The organism is Parapedobacter sp. ISTM3 (assembly GCF_016533505.1).
Lineage (GTDB): Bacteria > Bacteroidota > Bacteroidia > Sphingobacteriales > Sphingobacteriaceae > Parapedobacter > Parapedobacter luteus.
On record NZ_JAENGN010000001.1, the window covers coordinates 527,663 to 546,662 of the forward strand.

At 49.4% G+C, this 19,000-nt stretch carries 17 protein-coding genes; 7 read left to right on the forward strand and 10 right to left on the reverse strand.

Annotated elements, in window-relative coordinates:
- Positions 1-2: 2 nt before the first annotated feature.
- Together ileS and JHJ32_RS02270 are read right to left on the reverse strand one after the other, a co-directional pair.
- Positions 3-3,416, reverse strand: a complete 3,414-nt coding sequence (gene ileS / locus JHJ32_RS02265; protein ID WP_200119568.1) for an isoleucine--tRNA ligase — start codon at positions 3,414-3,416, stop codon at positions 3-5.
- Between the two features lie 497 nt (positions 3,417-3,913).
- The gene (locus JHJ32_RS02270) at positions 3,914-4,267 is read right to left on the reverse strand and encodes an iron-sulfur cluster assembly accessory protein (RefSeq protein WP_079715023.1); all 354 of its coding nucleotides are present in this window, start codon (positions 4,265-4,267) and stop codon (positions 3,914-3,916) included.
- Positions 4,268-4,369: 102 nt separating this feature from the next.
- Here JHJ32_RS02270 and JHJ32_RS02275 point away from each other — a divergent pair, with 102 nt between their 5' ends.
- From JHJ32_RS02275 to JHJ32_RS02285, 3 genes are all read left to right on the forward strand, one after another.
- Positions 4,370-4,897 (forward strand): hypothetical protein, encoded by a 528-nt coding sequence (locus JHJ32_RS02275; protein WP_200119569.1) that lies wholly within the window; start codon positions 4,370-4,372, stop codon positions 4,895-4,897.
- A gap of 60 nt (positions 4,898-4,957) precedes the next feature.
- Positions 4,958-6,229 carry a serine hydroxymethyltransferase gene (gene glyA / locus JHJ32_RS02280; protein ID WP_079715025.1) on the forward strand — a complete coding sequence of 424 codons (1,272 nt, stop codon included), beginning with the start codon at positions 4,958-4,960 and terminating at the stop codon, positions 6,227-6,229.
- Positions 6,230-6,598: 369 nt separating this feature from the next.
- Positions 6,599-7,186: an RNA polymerase sigma factor gene (locus JHJ32_RS02285; protein WP_079715027.1), complete on the forward strand. Its 588-nt coding sequence runs from the start codon at positions 6,599-6,601 to the stop codon at positions 7,184-7,186.
- Positions 7,187-7,188: 2 nt separating this feature from the next.
- Here the strand turns inward: JHJ32_RS02285 and JHJ32_RS02290 are convergent, their stop codons facing one another.
- The 3 genes from JHJ32_RS02290 to JHJ32_RS02300 form a co-directional block, all read right to left on the reverse strand.
- Positions 7,189-7,797, reverse strand: coding sequence for a 2'-5' RNA ligase family protein (locus JHJ32_RS02290; protein ID WP_200119570.1), 609 nt, complete (start codon positions 7,795-7,797; stop codon positions 7,189-7,191).
- A 140-nt stretch (positions 7,798-7,937) separates the two neighbouring features.
- A complete protein-coding gene (locus JHJ32_RS02295; RefSeq protein ID WP_139378479.1) occupies positions 7,938-8,399 on the reverse strand; it encodes a GNAT family N-acetyltransferase in 462 nt (153 codons plus the stop codon).
- Positions 8,400-8,402: 3 nt separating this feature from the next.
- Positions 8,403-8,801, reverse strand: a complete 399-nt coding sequence (locus JHJ32_RS02300) for an iron chaperone (RefSeq protein ID WP_200119571.1) — start codon at positions 8,799-8,801, stop codon at positions 8,403-8,405.
- 154 nt (positions 8,802-8,955) lie between these two features.
- Between JHJ32_RS02300 and JHJ32_RS02305 the strand changes: the two genes are divergently transcribed.
- The 3 genes from JHJ32_RS02305 to JHJ32_RS02315 are packed head-to-tail and all read left to right on the forward strand — an operon-like array spanning position 8,956 to position 11,811.
- Positions 8,956-10,140, forward strand: coding sequence for a PLP-dependent aspartate aminotransferase family protein (locus tag JHJ32_RS02305; RefSeq protein WP_200119572.1), 1,185 nt, complete (start codon positions 8,956-8,958; stop codon positions 10,138-10,140).
- Positions 10,141-10,166: 26 nt separating this feature from the next.
- Complete coding sequence (locus tag JHJ32_RS02310) at positions 10,167-11,159, forward strand: sugar kinase (RefSeq protein WP_079715031.1); 993 nt, start codon at positions 10,167-10,169, stop codon at positions 11,157-11,159.
- 4 nt (positions 11,160-11,163) lie between these two features.
- On the forward strand, positions 11,164-11,811 hold the full coding sequence (locus JHJ32_RS02315) for a bifunctional 4-hydroxy-2-oxoglutarate aldolase/2-dehydro-3-deoxy-phosphogluconate aldolase (protein ID WP_200119573.1): 648 nt from the start codon (positions 11,164-11,166) through the stop codon (positions 11,809-11,811).
- Here JHJ32_RS02315 and JHJ32_RS02320 read toward each other — a convergent pair.
- From JHJ32_RS02320 to JHJ32_RS02330, 3 genes are read right to left on the reverse strand one after another with little or no spacing between them, the layout of a single operon-like run.
- A complete protein-coding gene (locus JHJ32_RS02320) occupies positions 11,808-12,056 on the reverse strand; it encodes a hypothetical protein (protein ID WP_079715032.1) in 249 nt (82 codons plus the stop codon). The genes JHJ32_RS02315 and JHJ32_RS02320 overlap by 4 nt on opposite strands.
- Before the next feature lie 6 nt (positions 12,057-12,062).
- The gene (locus JHJ32_RS02325) at positions 12,063-13,421 is read right to left on the reverse strand and encodes a PepSY domain-containing protein (protein ID WP_200119575.1); all 1,359 of its coding nucleotides are present in this window, start codon (positions 13,419-13,421) and stop codon (positions 12,063-12,065) included.
- A gap of 13 nt (positions 13,422-13,434) precedes the next feature.
- Complete coding sequence (locus tag JHJ32_RS02330; RefSeq protein WP_200119577.1) at positions 13,435-15,891, reverse strand: TonB-dependent receptor; 2,457 nt, start codon at positions 15,889-15,891, stop codon at positions 13,435-13,437.
- Between the two features lie 164 nt (positions 15,892-16,055).
- Here JHJ32_RS02330 and JHJ32_RS02335 point away from each other — a divergent pair, with 164 nt between their 5' ends.
- The gene (locus JHJ32_RS02335) at positions 16,056-17,900 is read left to right on the forward strand and encodes a beta-N-acetylhexosaminidase (RefSeq protein ID WP_200119579.1); all 1,845 of its coding nucleotides are present in this window, start codon (positions 16,056-16,058) and stop codon (positions 17,898-17,900) included.
- Positions 17,901-17,926: 26 nt separating this feature from the next.
- Here the strand turns inward: JHJ32_RS02335 and JHJ32_RS02340 are convergent, their stop codons facing one another.
- On the reverse strand, positions 17,927-18,655 hold the full coding sequence (locus JHJ32_RS02340; protein WP_200119581.1) for a hypothetical protein: 729 nt from the start codon (positions 18,653-18,655) through the stop codon (positions 17,927-17,929).
- Complete coding sequence (locus JHJ32_RS02345; protein ID WP_079715382.1) at positions 18,652-18,990, reverse strand: PadR family transcriptional regulator; 339 nt, start codon at positions 18,988-18,990, stop codon at positions 18,652-18,654. Before JHJ32_RS02345 ends, JHJ32_RS02340 begins: the two co-directional genes overlap by 4 nt.
- Positions 18,991-19,000 lie beyond the last annotated feature (10 nt).

A 19,000-nucleotide genomic window follows, 5' to 3' on the forward strand; every position in this document is an offset into this window, starting at 1 on the left:
TTTTATACTTTTTCGATTAATACGTTCAACTCCCTTTCCGCAATTTCTATGGTATCACCGTTGGCAAGGGTATCCTCAAACATCAAAGAGTCTGCCAATATCTCGGTGCGAATATAAGATAAATTAATCTTTGCTGCTTCGGTAATATCGGGGATATCGGTCAGGCGCACGCTAATCCGGTCGGTGACCTCGAACCCGCGTTCTTTACGGAGATTCTGGATGCGATTGATCAGCTCACGGGCGATACCTTCGTTTCTCAGCTCCGGCGTGATATGGACGTCCAAAGCTACCGTAAGTTTACCCAAATTGGATACCTGCCATCCGGCGACATCCTCGGCAATAATCTCCACATCGGCTAACAGCACGACATAGGGTGTGCCGGGTATTGCGATTGCTCCTTCACGCTCCAACGTTGCAATTTCTTCTGCAGTGAACGCCTGGATGGTAGCAGCCACGGACTTCATGTCTTTGCCTACTTTGGGGCCGAGGGCCTTGAAATTCGGCTTGATTCTTTTTTTGATGATGCCCGAAGTATCCGTAATAAATTCAATTTCCTTGATATTGGTTTCAGAAAGGATAAGGTCCTTTACTTTTTCGACCTGCCTGCGGAAGTCATCGTCCAACACGGGAAGCAGGATTTTGTTAAGCGGTTGCCGGACGTTGATGCCGGTTTTTTTGCGTAATGAAAGGGTAAGTGACGATATGTCCTGCGCCAGGGTCATGCGTTCCTCCAGTGCTTTATCTACCAAGTCTTCGTGGTATGCCGGGAAATCAGCTAAATGTACGGATTCGGCCTGTTCTTTGCCTGTGGCATTGTTCAGGTCCAGGTACAGCCGATCACTGAAGAATGGCGCGATGGGCGACATCAGCTTCGCAATCGTATCAAGGCACGTGTAGAGTGTTTGATATGCTGAAATCTTGTCTTCAGTATATTCCCCTTTCCAGAAGCGCCTGCGGCAGAGGCGAACGTACCAATTGCTTAGGTGCTCATCTACAAACGTCTGTATGGCGCGGGCGGCTTTTGTTGGCTCGAAATCCGCATAGTAGCCATCTACTTCCTGTGTCAGGCTGTTGAGCAACGAGATAATCCAGCGGTCTATCTCCGGCCTGCTGGCAATGGGCAGGTCAGGCTCTTGGTAGGCAAATTTGTCGATATTGGCATATAGGGCAAAAAACGCATAGGTATTGTACAACGTGCCGAAAAACTTGCGCCGTACCTCGTCCAGCCCTTCCTCATTGAACTTAAGGTTGTCCCAAGGGGATGCATTGCTAATCATATACCAACGCGTGGCATCGGCGCTGTATTTTTCGATGGTAGCGAAGGGGTCAACGGCATTGCCCAGCCGCTTGGACATTTTATTGCCGTTTTTGTCCAATACCAGGCCGTTGGATACCACGTTTTTGAACGCTACGGAATGCCTGAGCATCGTGGAAATGGCATGCAAGGTAAAAAACCAGCCGCGCGTTTGATCGACGCCCTCGGCAATGAAGTCTGCCGGGTATGCCCCCTCAAAACCAGTTTTGAAAGGCGCATCGTCGCCTTCAGCAAGCTTCTCCTGATCCAACCCCCACTGCGCAAAGGGCATCGCTCCGCTGTCAAACCAGACGTCGATGAGATCGGGTTCGCGGTAGAGTTTCTGCCCAGCGTCAGAGACGAGCACGATATCATCCACATACGGCCGGTGGAGGTCCAGCTCATCGGTGCCGAATTTGCGCAAGTATTCCTGTAGCGTTGTTTTTTCAGCGTCGTTGAGCACGCCCGACGCGAGGCTCTTTTCGATATGGGCCTTCAGTTCGCTTATGGAGCCGATGCAGATCTCTTCGTTCTCGTCTTCACTGCGCCAAATGGGTAGGGGAGTCCCCCAGAACCGCGAACGCGAAAGGTTCCAGTCAACAAGGTTCTCCAGCCAGTTGCCGAAGCGGCCCGTGCCCGTGGCTTCAGGCTTCCAATTGATGGTTTTGTTGAGCGCCACCAGCTCATCTTTCGCCGCTGTCGTGCGGATAAACCAGCTATCCAGTGGGTAGTAAAGTACCGGCTTGTCCGTACGCCAACAATGCGGATAGCTGTGTTCGTATCGTTTGACTTCGAAAGCTTTGTTTTCTTCTTTGAGTTTGATGGCGATGAGCACATCGGTGGGCTTGAAGCCCTCGGCTGCGCGCTCTTCATCGCTGTAATATTCTTCTTTGACGAAGCGTCCGCCAAATTCGCCGATTTCTTTGACAAAGCGGCCCCGCTTGTCTACGATGGGGACATCCTTGCCGTTCTCGTCTTTCACAAAAACCCCCGGTACATCGTTTTCTTTGCTTACACGGAAGTCGTCTGCGCCAAATGTCGCAGATGAGTGTACGATGCCCGTGCCGTCTTCGATGGTCACGAAATCACCTGCGATGACCCGAAAGGCCTTTTGCTCCAATTCTTCGCTGGAGACATAGGGCAGCAGCTGATGGTACCGGAGATTAAGCAGTTCGGCTCCTAAAAACTCGGCCCTGACTTCCCAAGGAATGATTTTGTCTCCTTGATTGTAGTCTTTCAATGAAATCGCCTGCCCTTCAGGCTTGAAATACCGGCTTAGCAGTTCCTTCGCCAATACAACGCTCACCGGCTCAAACGTATAGGGGTTGAAGGTGCGCACTTTGACATAGCGGATATCCTTGCCCACAACCAATGCACTGTTGGCAGGCAACGTCCACGGTGTGGTGGTCCAAGCCAGGATGGCGGTATCCTCGTTTTCATCCTCAAAGAGCATGGCCATGGCCGGGTGTACTTGATCTCTTTTGACCCGGAATTCGGCTACAATGGTTGTGTCCTTCACTGGTCTGTATGTGCCGGGTTGATTGAGCTCATGCGAGCTAAGGCCCGAACCGGCAGCGGGTGAGTAGGGTTGTATGGTATAGCCCTTGTAAAGTAGCCCTTTTTTATACAGCTCTTTTAGTATCCACCACAGCGTCTCGATGTACTCGTTCTTGTAGGTGATGTATGGATTTTGCAAATCCACCCAATAGCCCATTTTTTCGGTAAGGTCATTCCACACATCGGTATATTTCATGACTTCCCGACGGCAGGCCGTGTTGTAATCGGCTACGGATATGGTCTTGCCGATATCTTCTTTGGTAATGCCAAGGGTCTTTTCCACAGCCAGCTCGATGGGCAGGCCATGCGTATCCCAGCCTCCTTTGCGCTTTACCTGATAACCCTTGAGGGTCTTGTAGCGGCAAAAAATATCCTTGATGGCCCTTGCCATGACATGGTGGATGCCCGGCATGCCATTCGCTGAAGGCGGGCCTTCGTAAAAGGTATAGGGCTTGTTGGCCGGACGCTGCGTGATGCTTTTTTCAAAGATGTGTTCCGTCCGCCAACGATCCAATATTTCCTTGCCGATTTCGGGTAAATTGAGCTGCTTATATTCCTTGTACATCAATTGTTTGTATTCGAAAAATGAGGATGCAAAGATAGCGAATTAGTATGAAAGGAAAAAGAAAGGTTTGATTCGCGCGGTTGCTCCCCAGCTGGAATCGTTCGCTTTATTCTCTTTCTTAACGTTTGTCTGTGCTAGCCTGGATAACCGATGGATCCGGGTTACCGTTGGGTTACCGCAGCGCTACCTTTCCGTTACCCTGTTGGTAAGGAAAAGGTAAGGAAAAGGTAAGGAAAGGGTAAGGAAACGGTAAGGAAAAGGTAAGGAAAAGGTAAGGGAACGGTAAGGAAAAGGTAAGGAAAGGGTAAGGAAACGGTAAGGAAAGGGTAAGGAAAGGGTAAGCCAAGTGTAAGGAAGAAATAAACAAGAGGTAAGGAACCGGTAAAAGATGGGTAAAAAAAACTAACGATCGTGTAGCCCGTTATATGACAAAACCGCCAAAAGGTGCTATGCAAGCTGTATTGGCGGTGGTAGTTTCAATGGTTAAAGCGGCGGTATTACGCCGAAAAAGACGACCCGCAGCCACAGGTGCTTGAAGCATTCGGATTGTTGAAGGTAAAGCCACGGGCATCCAAGCCACTCCGGAAGTCAATCTCCATGCCCGCGAGGTAGAGGCCATGTGCTTTATTCATGAAAATACGTATCCCTTCGATATTGTATTCCGAATCGCCTTCTTTCTTTTGGTCAAATCCCAATATATAATTCATTCCGGCACATCCACCGCCTTCAACGCCTACTCGCAATCCGAAATCATCCGAGATTTCCTGTTGTTCTTTCAACTTTTTAAGCTCCTTGATAGCGCCTGGTGTCAAGGTCAATGGTGCCGTCGGTGAAAGTGTTGCTGTGCTCATCTTCGTTGCAATTAATTAAATTCAAACACACAAAAATACATAAAATTCTACACTTTTGCGGGATGATGTGGATTTTGACGTTCCATAAACAAACGACAACTCATGGATATTGCACTATTCTTAACTGATCTCACCAAATACGTCTTGGCCGGATGCTTGGTGATGGGCGTAGCAAACTGGATGTTTTGGACGAAATACAACAGTCATGTTTTTCGGCTTAAAATGTTGGAGGCAGGGCATGCGGCGAGGAAGGAACTACAGCCTTTGCGGCTGCAGGCCTATGAGCGGCTGGTGCTGTTTGTCGAACGCATCGCGCCGGCGAATATGTTGCTGCGGCTGCACGAACCCGGGCTGGATGCCGAAGCTTTTCAGCACCTGTTGGTCAGCGAAATACGTGCCGAATATCAGCACAATATCACCCAACAGTTGTATGTGAGCACTGCAGCATGGGCGGTCACCAAGCAACTCAAGGAGCGCACCGTGGCACTCATCCGCAATGCGGCAGCGGGACTGCCAGCTAACGCGGACGCAAAAGAACTCAGCACGGTAATCCTTGAACACATCAACACCCTGGACGAAAATCCGTATGACCTGGCACTTAAAGCCATCAAAAGTGAGCTCGAACGTTGAATATTGGATGCAAGTTTATATCTTTGCGCAACTTTTTAACATTCAATTCTTTGTATCATAATGAGAAGGGACGAAACCATTTTTAATTTAATCAACCGGGAGCTTACACGCCAGGAAGAGGGTATTGAACTTATCGCTTCGGAGAACTTTGTAAGCAAGCAGGTGATGGAGGCAGCCGGTTCGGTGCTGACCAATAAATACGCCGAAGGCTTGCCTGGAAAGCGTTACTATGGCGGTTGCGAGGTAGTCGATGAGGTCGAGACTATTGCCATCGAGCGTGCGAAGCAGCTTTTTAATGCCGAATGGGTAAATGTGCAGCCACATTCCGGCGCCCAGGCCAACGCTGCCGTATTTTTGGCACTGTTGCAGCCTGGAGACAAGATTTTGGGTTTCGATCTATCCCATGGAGGGCACCTTACGCACGGCTCTCCGGTCAATTTTTCGGGCAAGCTCTACCAACCGTTGTTCTATGGGGTGGATAAAGAGACCGGCTTGATTGACTATAAACAACTCGAAGAAGTCGCACTGCAAGAAAGACCGAAAGTAATTATTTGCGGAGCTTCTGCTTATTCGCGCGATTGGGACTACGCCTTCATCCGCCGGGTGGCTGATGAAATCGGCGCGCTGGTTGTAGCTGATATTTCCCATCCGGCAGGGCTGATCGCTCGTGGGCTGCTTAGTGATCCGCTTCCGCATTGTCATGTGGTAACGACCACCACGCACAAAACCCTGCGCGGGCCTCGTGGAGGTCTCATTATGGTAGGTAAGGATTTTGAAAACCCCTGGGGCATTAAGACACCAAAAGGGGAAGTTCGTAGCATCACATCCTTGCTGGATTTGGCGGTGTTCCCCGGCACCCAGGGTGGGCCTTTGGAGCACATCATTGCAGCTAAGGCTATTGCATTCGGTGAAGCGCTTAGCGAAGAATACATGGAGTACGTCATCCAAGTGAAGAAAAATGCGGCCGCTTTAGCGAAGGTATTTGTAGATAAAGGTTACAGCATCATTTCCGGTGGCACAGACAATCACCTCATGCTGATTGATCTCCGCAACAAAGGTATCAGCGGAAAGGCCGCTGAAGCAGCACTGGGCAAGGCAGGCATCACTATCAACAAAAACATGGTGCCCTTCGACGATAAGTCGCCATTTGTAACCTCCGGCATCCGCTTGGGTACCGCAGCTATCACCAGCCGGGGCCTTAAAGAAGAACAAATGCTGGAAATTGCCGAAATGATTGACGTGGCGCTGATCAAACATGACGACGATACGGCGTTAGGCAAGATTCACAATAAGGTCAAGCTGTTGATGGCTGAGTACCCGCTATACAAGTAAGCCATTCTGCAGGCATTCGAAAGGTCTCGGTCTTAAACGGGGTCTTTTTTTGTGCAAAGCTGTCTTTGATAAACAGGAAGGAGGCAAAACCTGCATGAATTGTCCTTCACGGACATGTGTCGGCAATTCATGCAAGCTTCATTGCCGATAAAACCGCCGAAGGCAGCATAAATGCCTTTAAAAACAAACAAGTAATGAATAAACAAATTATTCTCATGAAAAATCAACAAAGGCTTTGAAATACTGAAAATTTTGCTTTTTTTTGGCTTGATTAACGAAACCATTGATAGGAGAACGGCTATAGGAGATACGACTACAAAAAGAGAATTACTTATTTGTTGAAAATAGTAAAAGTGAGCGTAGCGTATTATGAAGCTTGAACAACGAACAGACCAAGAACTCATCCGTCTGTATGTGTCCGGTGATGAGCGGGGTCTGGAAACCTTGATAGACCGGTATAAATCTAAAATATACACATCCATTTACTTGCTGGTGAAGGATGAATACCTGGCAGAAGATATTTTTCAGGACACGTTTATCAAAGTAATCAATACCCTTAGGGGCGGCCGTTATAACGAAGAAGGTAAATTTTTGCCTTGGGTGATGCGTATCGCGCACAACCTGGTAATTGATTATTATCGGAAAGAACGCCGTACACCTGTGGTGGTCAACAGCGAGGGATTTGATATTTTTGATGTGCTGCATTTTGCGGACGAAAGCGTTGAAACGCGAATGATCCGCGAGCAGACCTACAAGGACCTGAGGAAAATGATTCAGCTGCTTCCGGATGACCAAAAGGAAGTGCTTATCATGCGTCATTATGGCGAAATGAGCTTTAAGGAGATAGCTGATGTAACACAGGTAAGCATCAATACCGCGTTGGGCAGAATGCGCTATGCACTGAATAACTTGCGCAAGATGATGTATGGCAAGGAGCTCGCGCTGAAAATCGGATAGCCTCAGGCGAATAGTTTCCCTTGGACAACCGCAGGTAGTAAGCCCAGGAAATCGAATTTCCGGACGATGGTATAGGGAGACCGGATGCCGGCGATGCGCTTCAATAACACCATGTTCTTGGCGCTGAATGTTTCGTTGTAGCGTGTCCTTTCCCAGATAGGCCATATCGCCTCATTTTGGGACGGAGTGAGATTTCGCGCGATGGTAATGTGTGGCTTCGTTGCAAAATAAGGGGCAACATGCTTAGGTCCGTTTATCAAGGGGCGAAGTTCGTGCCTATGCATGGCAACGACCTGAAGGATGGGATCCGCCGATTTGATATCAATAAATAGCGTGTGACCAAAACTGCCGAAATTCTGTAATTCGACCTGGAAAGGTTGCGTGCAATCCGCAAGTTGCTGGAGCTTTTGGACTATGCGCTGCTCACGGTGTTCGTATTGAAGGAATCTCGCCAGGGTGATGTGGCCTTTTGAAACGATGGCATTCTGATAACGGTGGCATTTTATAAAATACTGCTTGAACGCTTGTATCTGCTTCTTCGCCTGGTCCGTGGGCTCAATGATGAGCAAATACTCACACAGCCGGTACCCTCTTGGAATGTATGCTTTCATTGCGACTAATTTTTTTAGTAAAAATAAAACAACATTTGGGAGTTTCCAAATTTAATTGAATTTCTTACTAAAATTATTAACATTCATATAATGCCTGCGGCGGCGTGGTGGAAGGTTTAACGCATTGCGAGCAGCTTCGGCTATCGCGACAATGGAAAAGGAAGGTTGCCGCCTGCGTAATGTTCCTTTACAAAGCGTGCAATTATCGAAAAGGCGGTGGTCATGATGCCCTGATGCTGGTATGCCGGGATAAGGGAGCCTTCAAATGCCAGCTCGTTATTGCTGGTCTTGTCGCGATAACGTATAGCGCAGTCGCCGATAATTGTATCGGGGTAGTTTTCCGGGCGGATTGTCCATACCATCTCATAGGTGGAAACAATACGTTGTGCAAAGGTTTCCGATGTGTCGTCGTTGCGAATCAGCTGGCGCCGGCAGCCGGTATCATCAGCTGAGCGAACATGCAAGTTGAAGAATGCGTCTGCATCGGCACTTGTCAGGACCTTTAGCATGATGCCGCTGCCCCTGAGTTGGTGACCGTCATCGCTGCCTTCGGTGTCGGCAGTCGCCCTATGCGGCATTAACCTGTCAATGATAAATAACATGGATCATTCAGAAGATGTGGCCTCCGGCCGTGTTGCTTGGATGTTTTCCTCCACACGTTTTTTAATGAGCTGCGTGATCAGCGTTTCGGAAAGTGGCTCTTCCCAAGGAAATTGGATGGCGCCTTTTGTCTGTTTGTAGTCAGCCAGCTTATCCTTGAATGCCTGCTGGATCGTCGCGCTGGCGGGATACAACCCCCAATGGTTTTTCCATGCGGCAAAGTAGACGAGCGTACCGTGATATTTGTAAGCCGGCATTTGATAGCTGATGGTTTCCTCGGCGTCGGGAGCTGCCTGTCTAATGAGGGATCGTACGCGTGCCAACGTCGCTTTTTGTTTGTCGTCAGTAATGGTGGCAAGGTATGCATCCACAGAATTGAAACTCGATGTTTTTTTTCGTTCCATGTCACTTGCATATTTTAATGCAAACATAATCCATGGCCATGGACGAGCAAATGGGAAAGTATGACAATGTAAGGGGGGAGATGCGACAAGTTGAGGTATACATTGTTTTTGCCACGGCATCTCCTTATTTTAGCCGGATATAATCACACACACTATGAGCCATATCGAAACGGATTTAATCCATTCGGGGAAAGCTTTCAACGAAACTCGTTCAGTTATTCCCCCAATATACCAAACGGCGACCTATTTTGCTGATGCCAATCCGGAGGAATACCTGAAGGCGGCCACGGAAGCCCGCCATCCCTATTTTTACCACCGGCACGGCAATCCGGTAAGCAGTCAGACGGCGGAGTTGGTGGCCAGGCTGGAAGGTACCGAAGCCGCGCTTCTGACGGCTACGGGGATGGCCGCAGTCAGTACCGCGGTGCTATCCATCGTAAAGGCCGGCGACCATGTGGTTGCGCAGCGATCACATTATTCGGCGGCAAGCGTGTTGCTGAAAGAGGTATTGCCGCAATTCGGCGTTGAAGTGTCTTATTTTGACCAAAGCGATAATTCTTCGCTTGATGCCGAAATAAGGCCCAACACGGCATTAATTTATGTCGAAACACCTTCGAACCCTAATCTCGCTATCACGGATTTGGCCTACGTGGGCGCATTAGCGAGGGAAAAAGGCATTACCACGGTTTGTGATAATACATTCGCCAGCCCCATCAATCAGCGGCCCGGGGATTTCGGCATTGATATTATTGTGCACAGTGCCACCAAATACCTGGGCGGCCACAGCGATTTGACCGCAGGTGTCATCTGTGGTACGTCGGCGGCGGTGAATAAAGCATGGAAAAAAATGCTTTCATTGGGCGGGGCCTTAGCCCCATTTGATGCTTGGCTGCTGCTGCGTGGACTACGTACACTGTCTCTCCGCGTCAAGCAAATAAACGCAAATGCCTTGGCGCTTGCCCAATGGTTTGAAACCCATCCGCTCATCAAGCGTGTGCTTTATTGCGGTTTGCCCTCGCATCCGCAGCATGAGCTGGCCCGGCGGCAAATGAATGGTTTCACGGGCATGCTTTGCGTGGAGATAGCCGGTAAAGATGAGCAAGAGCAGTTTACGCGTGCCCAAACAGTATTGAATAGCTTACAGCTCTTTGCCAATGCGGCGAGCTTGGGTGGTGTAGAGTCCTTGGTCGTCCATCCGGCAAGCATGTGGGGGCTACACCACTCGCCAGAGCAGAAGCTGAAAGCGGGCATCAATGATGGCATGTTGCGCATCTCCGTGGGCATTGAGCATGAGGAAGATTTGATCGGAGATTTTGAGCAGGCCCTGGGGCGGATTTGAGACAAAATTCTTAACTTAGCGCAGCCATGATTAAACACAAGATACTTTCATTTGGAGAATTGCTGTTAAGGCTGAGCTCCTCGGGCGAGTCGTTTTTGGGGGCGGACGGACAGGTGGTGGTTTTTCCGGGCGGCTCGGAAGCGAATGTGGCGGCATCGCTGGGGCAGCTGGGAATCGCTTGCAGCTACCTCAGCCGTGTGCCTGGCAACGAGCTGGCCCTGCAAGCTCTTTCTACCTTGAAAACGCTTGGTGTGGACGTTTCGCCTACCTTACTCGAAGGCGATCGGATGGGCCTGTACTTTCTCTTGTCGGCCAATGGCCTTAGCAAAGGCGAGGTTGTGTATGACAGGAACTATTCGGCTTTCAGCGAACTTAAGCCCGGCACAATCAATTGGGATGCCATACTGGAAGACTTTACGTGGTTGCATTGGAGTGCGCTCACACCTGCCTTGAGTGCGCCGCTGGCAGACGTTTGCCTGGAAGCACTGGAGGTGGCGCACCGCAAGGGGTTGACGGTATCCGTCGATCTCAACTACCGCAACAAGCTGTGGAATTATGGTAAACAGCCCATTGAGGTCATGCCGGCATTGCTGCAGTATTGCGACGTTGTCATGGGCAATATTTGGGCCGCAAACAAAATGGTTGGCAGTTCTGTATTGGAAACATTGACGAGGGATACCCCCCCTGAAGTGTATTTCGAACACGCCAAGGAATCTGCGGGGGAAGTATTCGGCTTATTACCCCGATGCAAGCACATTGCCTATACCTTCCGTTTCATGGACTCGGCTACTCACAACCTGCTGTATGGTACATACCATACACGTGAAGCGGACTTTATCTCCCCTGTTAATGAAACAAACGGGGTGATCGATCGTATTGGCAGCGGTGACGCCTTTATGGCGGGATTAATTTATGCCCTCGTGAATGAGAAGGGCGGGCAGGACATCATTGATGCGGCCACGGCCGCAGGATTTAAGAAATTGTTTGTCAAAGGCGACTTTGGCAATGGAGCGATTTGAGTATATGAAAAGCACACTTGACCATATCCTGAAGTATCCGGTACTGCCGGTATATTATAATGAGGATATTCATACCTGCACGGAAGTGGTAAACGCCTGCTACCAGGGCGGCATCCGAGTGTTTGAATTTGTAAACCGCGGCGAGAAGGCGCCGGAGAATTTTTCTAAGCTCCTCACCTATCAGCGGGCGCATTGGCCGGATCTGTTGCTTGGCATCGGTACCATCAAAACCGCAGCCATGGCTACCGCCTATATCGAAATGGGCGCGACGTTTATCGTTAGTCCGGTTGTCAAGGCCGAAATCGCGGCGGTCACGCTTGAACAAGGTGTCCTCTGGGTGCCGGGCTGCATGACGCCGACAGAGATTAGCCACGCTGAAGATCTTGGGGCGCCATTAGTTAAACTTTTTCCTGGTGATACATTGGGTACTGGTTTTTTGAAGGCCATTAAACCGTTATTCCCCGCCATGCGGTTCATGCCGACAGGCGGCGTAAATCCAACGGCCGATAGTATCGCCGGATGGTTCGGTGCCGGCGTGAGTGCGGTAGGCTTAGGGTCGAAGTTGTTTGCTAAACCCGAGGGAGCGATAGGGTACGATTGGTTGGTGCAACGAAGCCGCGAAATGATGGATTGGGTAGGTAGGTATCGCTAACTATAGGCCAGCAGCAACAAATAATAGCCCATCGAACACCATAGCAAACGCTGATTCTTTAGCAGGACTGCACTGCCCAATGCCGCGAAAGCGATCGTCAGCGCAACCAGATGCCACAGGCGATCCCAGCTGCCATTGAAATATGCATAGATGATATGTATAAGATTGATGTTGAGCAAAAAGAGCGCAGCGGGCACAAGATAGTGCTCGATAAGTGCGTGATAGTGCTTTTTCGTATGTTTCATTTTTAACTAATGTATACCCGCCTGTCGCTTTCCCCGGCATCGCACAATAACATAGCGTACCAAGGAATAAGCGATTAGCGTGATTAACAATACATTGATGACAATGCCTGCCACCAAGGCTGCTTGTGTATAGCCAATGAACAAGCTAATCAGTGCGATCACAATCAAAAACAGCAGCACCAGCATGCTGTAGACAAACGTGGTTTTCCAGGGGCTGGTTGGAGCGGTCGAATTGCCTTTTTTCTTGTTGCGCCGAAAAAGAAAAATGACGAAGCCGCTGATGGATAGAAAGCCGCTGGTAAGGCCAAGTATGGCGTAGACCGCTTTGAGCAGTAACCCGCCAAAATCGCCAAAGTGCACGGCTTCCTGAATAAAGTAGAACTTGTGGCCAAAAGACTGTTCGCGGACATCATATTTGAAAATAGGCGTGTAACCACTTTTTGAAATAACCAACGTATTGATGTTCCGCTCGTAGATTTGTCCAGCTATATTACCCCGGACTGTGATGGATGCCGAGCCATTGGTCGAGGGGGCCAGGTGCCGGGGAATCAATTCGGGGAATTCCGTTTTTGTTGCGGCTAAGACCGCTTGCCAATCGATATACTGCGTTTTGTCCGCATCGGCTTCCATGACGATCGGAGCTTTAAACGTGTTGGGGGTTTCGATCTCCAGCCACCGCATCAACCAAGGTTGTAGCCCCAGCCACGCACCCGTGAGCGCTATGACGAGGTTGAATGCCATTGCGCTGATACCTAATAATTTATGCCAATCAGCCAAGATGATGCGCATGTCGAGCGTCTTCCGCAGGTTAGGCCATGCCTGTTTTTTCATAAAGTTGCCGTAGATGAGCAGCCCGGTGATGGCGACCACGGCTAAGGCTATCCCGCCGAGGCCTACTAATTGCCTGCCCCAGTAGCCTTCATAAAGCCGTACATGCATCTGCCTTAAGTAGTTGGCCAGCGAATTCTGTTGGTTGCGTTGTCCGACGATACGGTCCATGCCAGCGTCGATAAAAAAGTCATAGCGTACCAATCCGTCTTGGTCAGGCGGACGGATGGTCATGTCGGCCTTTGCGGTTTGACCGTCTTGGTCGGGCAGGTTGATCGTCAATGAGCTGTAATCGGGATACCGTTTGATAAGCGAATCGATGGATTTGCCAAATTGCGGTATCCCGGAGGGTGAAGGCACTGATGCCGCATGATAGTAATGTTTGACAATCAGCTCGTCAATTTCCGGAATGAATACAGCGATTGCCCCCGTAAGGCTCAGCACACCGATGAGTATCCCGGTATACAATCCCACCCAGTGGTGGAGACGCCAAAATAGCTTTTTGTTGCTTTCTGCCTTGCCAGCGCGCTTGGACATCTTAGTTGGATAATTAGAAGGTGTAACCTACGCCAATCAGGAAATTCCTGGGCGTACCTGGAAACAACCGGTTGAAATCGTAACCGCCTACCCAGTGTGTTTTGTTGAATACGTTATTGAAGTTGGCCGAAAGCTTGAACTTGTCGATGGTATAATAGAGCGCCGCGTCGGCAACGACATATGATGGCAATGTGAGGATATCGCTGAGCGTAGCCCGGGAACTCACGTAGTTCGCTCCGGCGCCCACGCCTATGCCATCCAGGGCGGGGATGGTAAAGGTGTATTTAGCCCATATGCCGCCTTGATGCTTAGGTGCGTTGGGTAGCGTATTGCCTATTTCATCCGGATCATCGCTTTCGGTGATAATGGTTTCGTTGATGGTGAAGTTGGCTGTGATGCTGAGGTTGGGCCTGATCTGGCCGTAGGCATCTAACTCTATCCCCCTTGACCGTTGCTGGCCGAGCTGCCTAAGCAGATCCGGATTGCCGGGGTCATTGGCATTGATGAGGATGTTATTTTGCTCGATATGGTAGATGGCAGCATTGATGCTTAATTGCTTGTTGATAAATTCCATCTTTGCTCCACCTTCGTACATCGTGCTGGTAAGCGGGTCAAACGGCCCGCCGAACCGTCCAGGGTCACCAATGGTGCCTGCGCCCTGAGGTTGATAACCCTGCGCGTAAGTGACATATACGCTGACGGGCTCGGCAGGCGTGTATACAAGGCCAAACCGAGGAATGAACTTTTGCTGTTCCACGGTTTCTTCGTTATCCCGCTGGTAGTTCAGGATATCTGTATAATATTCTTGCCTGAAGGCCACCAAAGCCTGTATCGGTCCCCATGTAATCTGGTCTTGGAGGTAAAACCCATTGACATAGTATTTGGTGACGGCTTGAGGGCTGGAGACGTTGAAATATCCCGATATCTCGGATATGGAATAATCGGGATTTGTCAAATCGAAGTGGGGTACATTCGGTACCGGACGGCCATTGCGAATCAGGTAGTCGTCGCGATTTTCGGGCTCATACGTATTAATAGCCCCATTATTGGCAGCGTTGCGATAGCCGAGCGCATTATAGTTTGAACCGCCTACAGGCGAAACATTCTGGATATAATCATATCCTACCAGTAGCTTATGCACCAAGGGGCCGGTATGGAAGTCGTTGACAAGATACAGCGTAATGTTGTCGTTATAGTTTTTGCGCTTACGGCGAATGGTTTGCATTTCCATCAATGTAGGAATCTGCTGTCCGTTGGCATCCACGGCATAGCGGTTAGATGTACGATGCTCGAGCAGGTCCTCGTCATACAGAAATTTCATGTAGGAAGCATTGAACGAAATGTGGTCGGTAAGTTTGTGCTGCAGCGATGCCGTGGTATACAAATTCAGCTCGTTCTCATAGTCGTTTTCCTTACCGATGGCAAATGATACCGGCGTGGAGTATAAGTCCGTCCCGGCTGAGGCGCCAAAGATGGGTTGGCCGCGGTCCAGCCGTGAATTGGTTTTGGAGTAAACAAAATCGACGTTTACTTGCGTACGGTCGGTAGGAACGAAGGAGATGGAGGGAGCAATTACCATGTCTTCGCCCCCCTGCAATACGCGGAAGGACTGCGCATTTTGATATGCCAGGTTCAGCCGGTAAAGTAAGGTCTTTTCTTTGTTCATCGGGCCGGTAAAGTCGCTCGTTATCCTGTATGTATTGTAGCTGCCCGTGGCGAAACTCACTGATTTACGGTCTACATCCAACGGTTTTTTCGTCACCGTATTTACCGTGCCGCCCGGATCCGTATTGGCAAACAACGCGGAGGCCGGCCCCTTTATTACCTCAATACGTTCTATGTTTGGAAGCAGTGACTGAGCCCAACTGTTGGTGGCGTCGCGCAGGCCATTGATTAATGCGTTGCTGGCCCGGAAGCCGCGTAGCGTAAAGTCATTGTTGTAATAGGAAAAGACATTGACGCCGCTTATGTTTTTCAGTACATCGCTGGTTTTGAATGCTTGTTGGTCTTCGATGACTTCCTTGGTCACATAGCTGATAGCTTGCGGGACAAACTTGATAGGCGTCTCGGTCTTGGTGCCGGCAAATGAGGACGTGTTTTTATAGGTTTGCTCTTTTCGTCCCAAGATCTCCACCGCTTGCAGCTGATTTTCGATGGGACTCAAGGCGACCGTTAAGTTGCCGCTGTTTGGAGAAGGGAGCGAAATACTGACGCGGGCGGCCTCATACCCAAGGTATGAAAATGTCAAGGTGTATTGGCCATTAGCAAGCCCTTCAAAAGAAAAGACGCCGCGCTCATCCGTGACCCGGCCATTCGGAATGCTAGATAAACGAACGGTAACACCTGCGATCGGCTGCCGGTCGGCAACCGAAACGACTTGTCCAGCCAACGATAAGTTTTGGCTGAAACCACTTTGATGCACGCCGGCAAGCAAAAGTGATATGAATAGATAGGTTAATTTATTAGCCATGTTATTTGGACTTAATTTAAATAAAGTGCAATGTTAAAGCAAATAATCATCAAAATCAAAACTCACTAAAAAAAGAAGGTGCATTTTTTCTGAAAATTGCTCAATCGATTGCGCGGGATATTATGCGCTTGGTTCGCTATGTTTGTAGGATAGATATACCGATTATGAATAGCATTGCCAAAATTTCCATTGTCTTCGCATTGTTGACCTCAGCGAGATTGTGTGCCCAGGAACAGCTTTCCATTATTCCGAAACCGCTGGCGCTGGAACAGAAACAGGGCACATTTGTATTCACTGAAAAAACAGTAATTCAAGTGGACGGCAGCCAACCCGAATTGAGGGCGCTGGGCGAATTACTGCTACAGGGGCTGTTTGAGCGTACGGGAATACGTGCCTCCTTATCTTCGCCGCATGCGGAGCGTGCAGAAACTGCCATAAGGCTGCAATTAACTGCTGATACGCTTGGCGACGAGGGCTATCGCCTGTTTATAGATAACGATAACATTACGGTGCGTGCCGAAAAAACCAATGGCCTGTTTTATGCCATACAATCTATCTATCAATTGCTGCCGGTCGGGCAAACCGCTAACCAGGCCGTATTGATCCCTGCCGTGGAAATTGTTGATAAGCCTCGGTTCGGCTGGCGAGGGCTGATGCTTGACGTAGGTCGCTACTTTTATTCGGTAGACTACATCAAGAAATACATCGACTACCTGGCTATGCATAAAATGAATGTTTTCCACTGGCATCTGGTGGAAGACCATGGATGGCGCATTGAGATAAAAAAGTATCCCCGGCTTACCGATGTGAGTGCTTGGCGGCCCAGTACCAATTTTCAACGCGGGCCGTATATCAATCATCATCCACATGGCGGATTTTATACACACGAAGACGTCAAGGAAGTGGTAGCCTATGCACAGGAAAGGTACGTTACGGTGATTCCTGAAATCGAACTTCCCGGCCATGTGCTTTCGGCGCTGGTAGCCTACCCAGAGCTTTCGTGTACAGGAGGGCCTTTCGAAATCCCCGAACAGTGGGCTATCCAAAAGGATATTTATTGTGCAGGTAAGGAAGAAGTTTTTGTTTTCCTGGAGGGCGTACTCGCTGAAGTTGCTGAACTTTTTCCCAGCCAAATCATCCATATCGGTGGTGACGAGGCCCCGAAAGACCGTTGGAAAGCCTGCCCGCATTGCCAACAACGCATAAAGGACGAAGGGTTGAAGGACGAACATGAGCTACAAAGCTATTTCATTACACGTATCGAAAAATTCCTCAATAGTAAGGGCAAACGCATCATCGGATGGGATGAAATCCTGGAAGGTGGCTTGGCGCCCAATGCTGCCGTCATGTCGTGGCGGGGTACGAAAGGAGGGATTGAAGCAGCCCGGATGCACCATCCCGTAGTAATGACCCCCACCACCCACATGTATCTTGACTATTTTCAAGGCGAGCCTTATCTGGAGCCCAATGCTATCGGAGGGCACTTGCCCCTGCGCAAGGTGTACTCGTTTGAGCCGATACCGGAAGAGCTGGAAGGTAAGGAACGCGAATTTATCCTGGGTGTACAAGGTAACGTGTGGGGTGAATATATCCATTCGCCGGACAAGGCGGATTATATGACCTATCCCCGGGGTGCGGCGGTAGCGGAAATTGGCTGGAGCAGCCCCGAAAACAAGAATTGGGAAGATTTTATCCGGCGGATGGAGACCCAGTACGTACGCTATGAACGCGCGGGTATCAACTATGCAAAAAGTGCCTATCAGGTCTATTTTGAGGTAGAAGACAACGTTGCAAGCAATACTTCGACCGTAACACTGAAAACCGATAGCTACCGGCCGCTGATACATTACACCACGGACGGTACAGAACCATCGGCCAATTCACCGCGCTATGAGGGACCGTTTGAAGTCGCTGAATATACGACCGTGCGCGCTGCAACATTCAGGGATGGTCAGCGGATTAGTCCGGTAAGCATACGTTCGATGGTACATTTCGAGCAAGTAGATTGATTTAAGCCCGATACCGGGCTTACCGGCTAAACGTGAGCAATCAATCTCCGGTAATCTGTGTTGACGATTTTGACGAACGACGCCACATAAATCAACGCAACGGTTATCAGTACGGACATCCCCGGATGGCCCAAAAAATGGACGAACCCTTTCGTCAGCTGTGTACCAGTTTCTGAGTCGCTGGTAAACAGCGTAAGCAGTTGGGGTATGCTGAAAAATCCGGCATAAAAGCCCAACGCGGCGGGTTGTGTGAGCCGTATCATCAGCGTATTGACCAACGATGTTTTTCGCTTATGGGTGATCGTCCGGAAGTATCCATTTTTCGTGCCGACAACCAGCAGATAGCAAAACGGAAGTGCCAATACCCCGGCCAATACGATTAAATGCCAGCGCAAATCAAGCTGCAGGGATTGCATTGCCGTAAAATATGCGACGTATGCAGCGCACGCCCAGAGTATTTTTGCCGAATCAAAGTAACTTTTAAATTCCTGTTTAAGTGCCGTCAACAGATGTTCCTTCAATAGCGCTTCACGATCTTCCGTCATCCATGCAATGCCCTTGTGGCTGCCGATATCCTGATCCATCGCCTCCTGGAAAAGCGAAAGAATTGGACGATTGTCGCCCGATTGGCGTTTGTGTTCGCACGCTGATACCATATGATCGTATACTTCGTTGTATATTTCAGCATACTTTATGCTGTAAATTTTCAATCGTTTTGCAATCCATCGCTTTTCATAGGGCATCAACGTCTTCATGATACGGTTGGTTTAAGGTTCAACACCAGTTGCAGTTTTTCGATAAACGTGGCGGCTTCGCCCATTTTTTCCTTTACTTCGCTCTTTCCTTCCCGCGATAGTGAATAGTACTTGCGTATGCGTCCGTCCACCAGCTCGGTACTGGTTTCCAGTAAGCCATCAGCCTCCAACTTGTGCAGTGCCGGATACAACGCACCTTCGGTAAGTTTGAATTCACCGCCGCTCAATTCCTTCACCTTCTGGGTGATTTCATAACCGTACATTTTTTCGTGGTCATCCAGCAGTTTCAGGATGATGGTCTGAAGTGTACCTTTTAATAATTTTGCCGAGCTCATGGTGCAAATA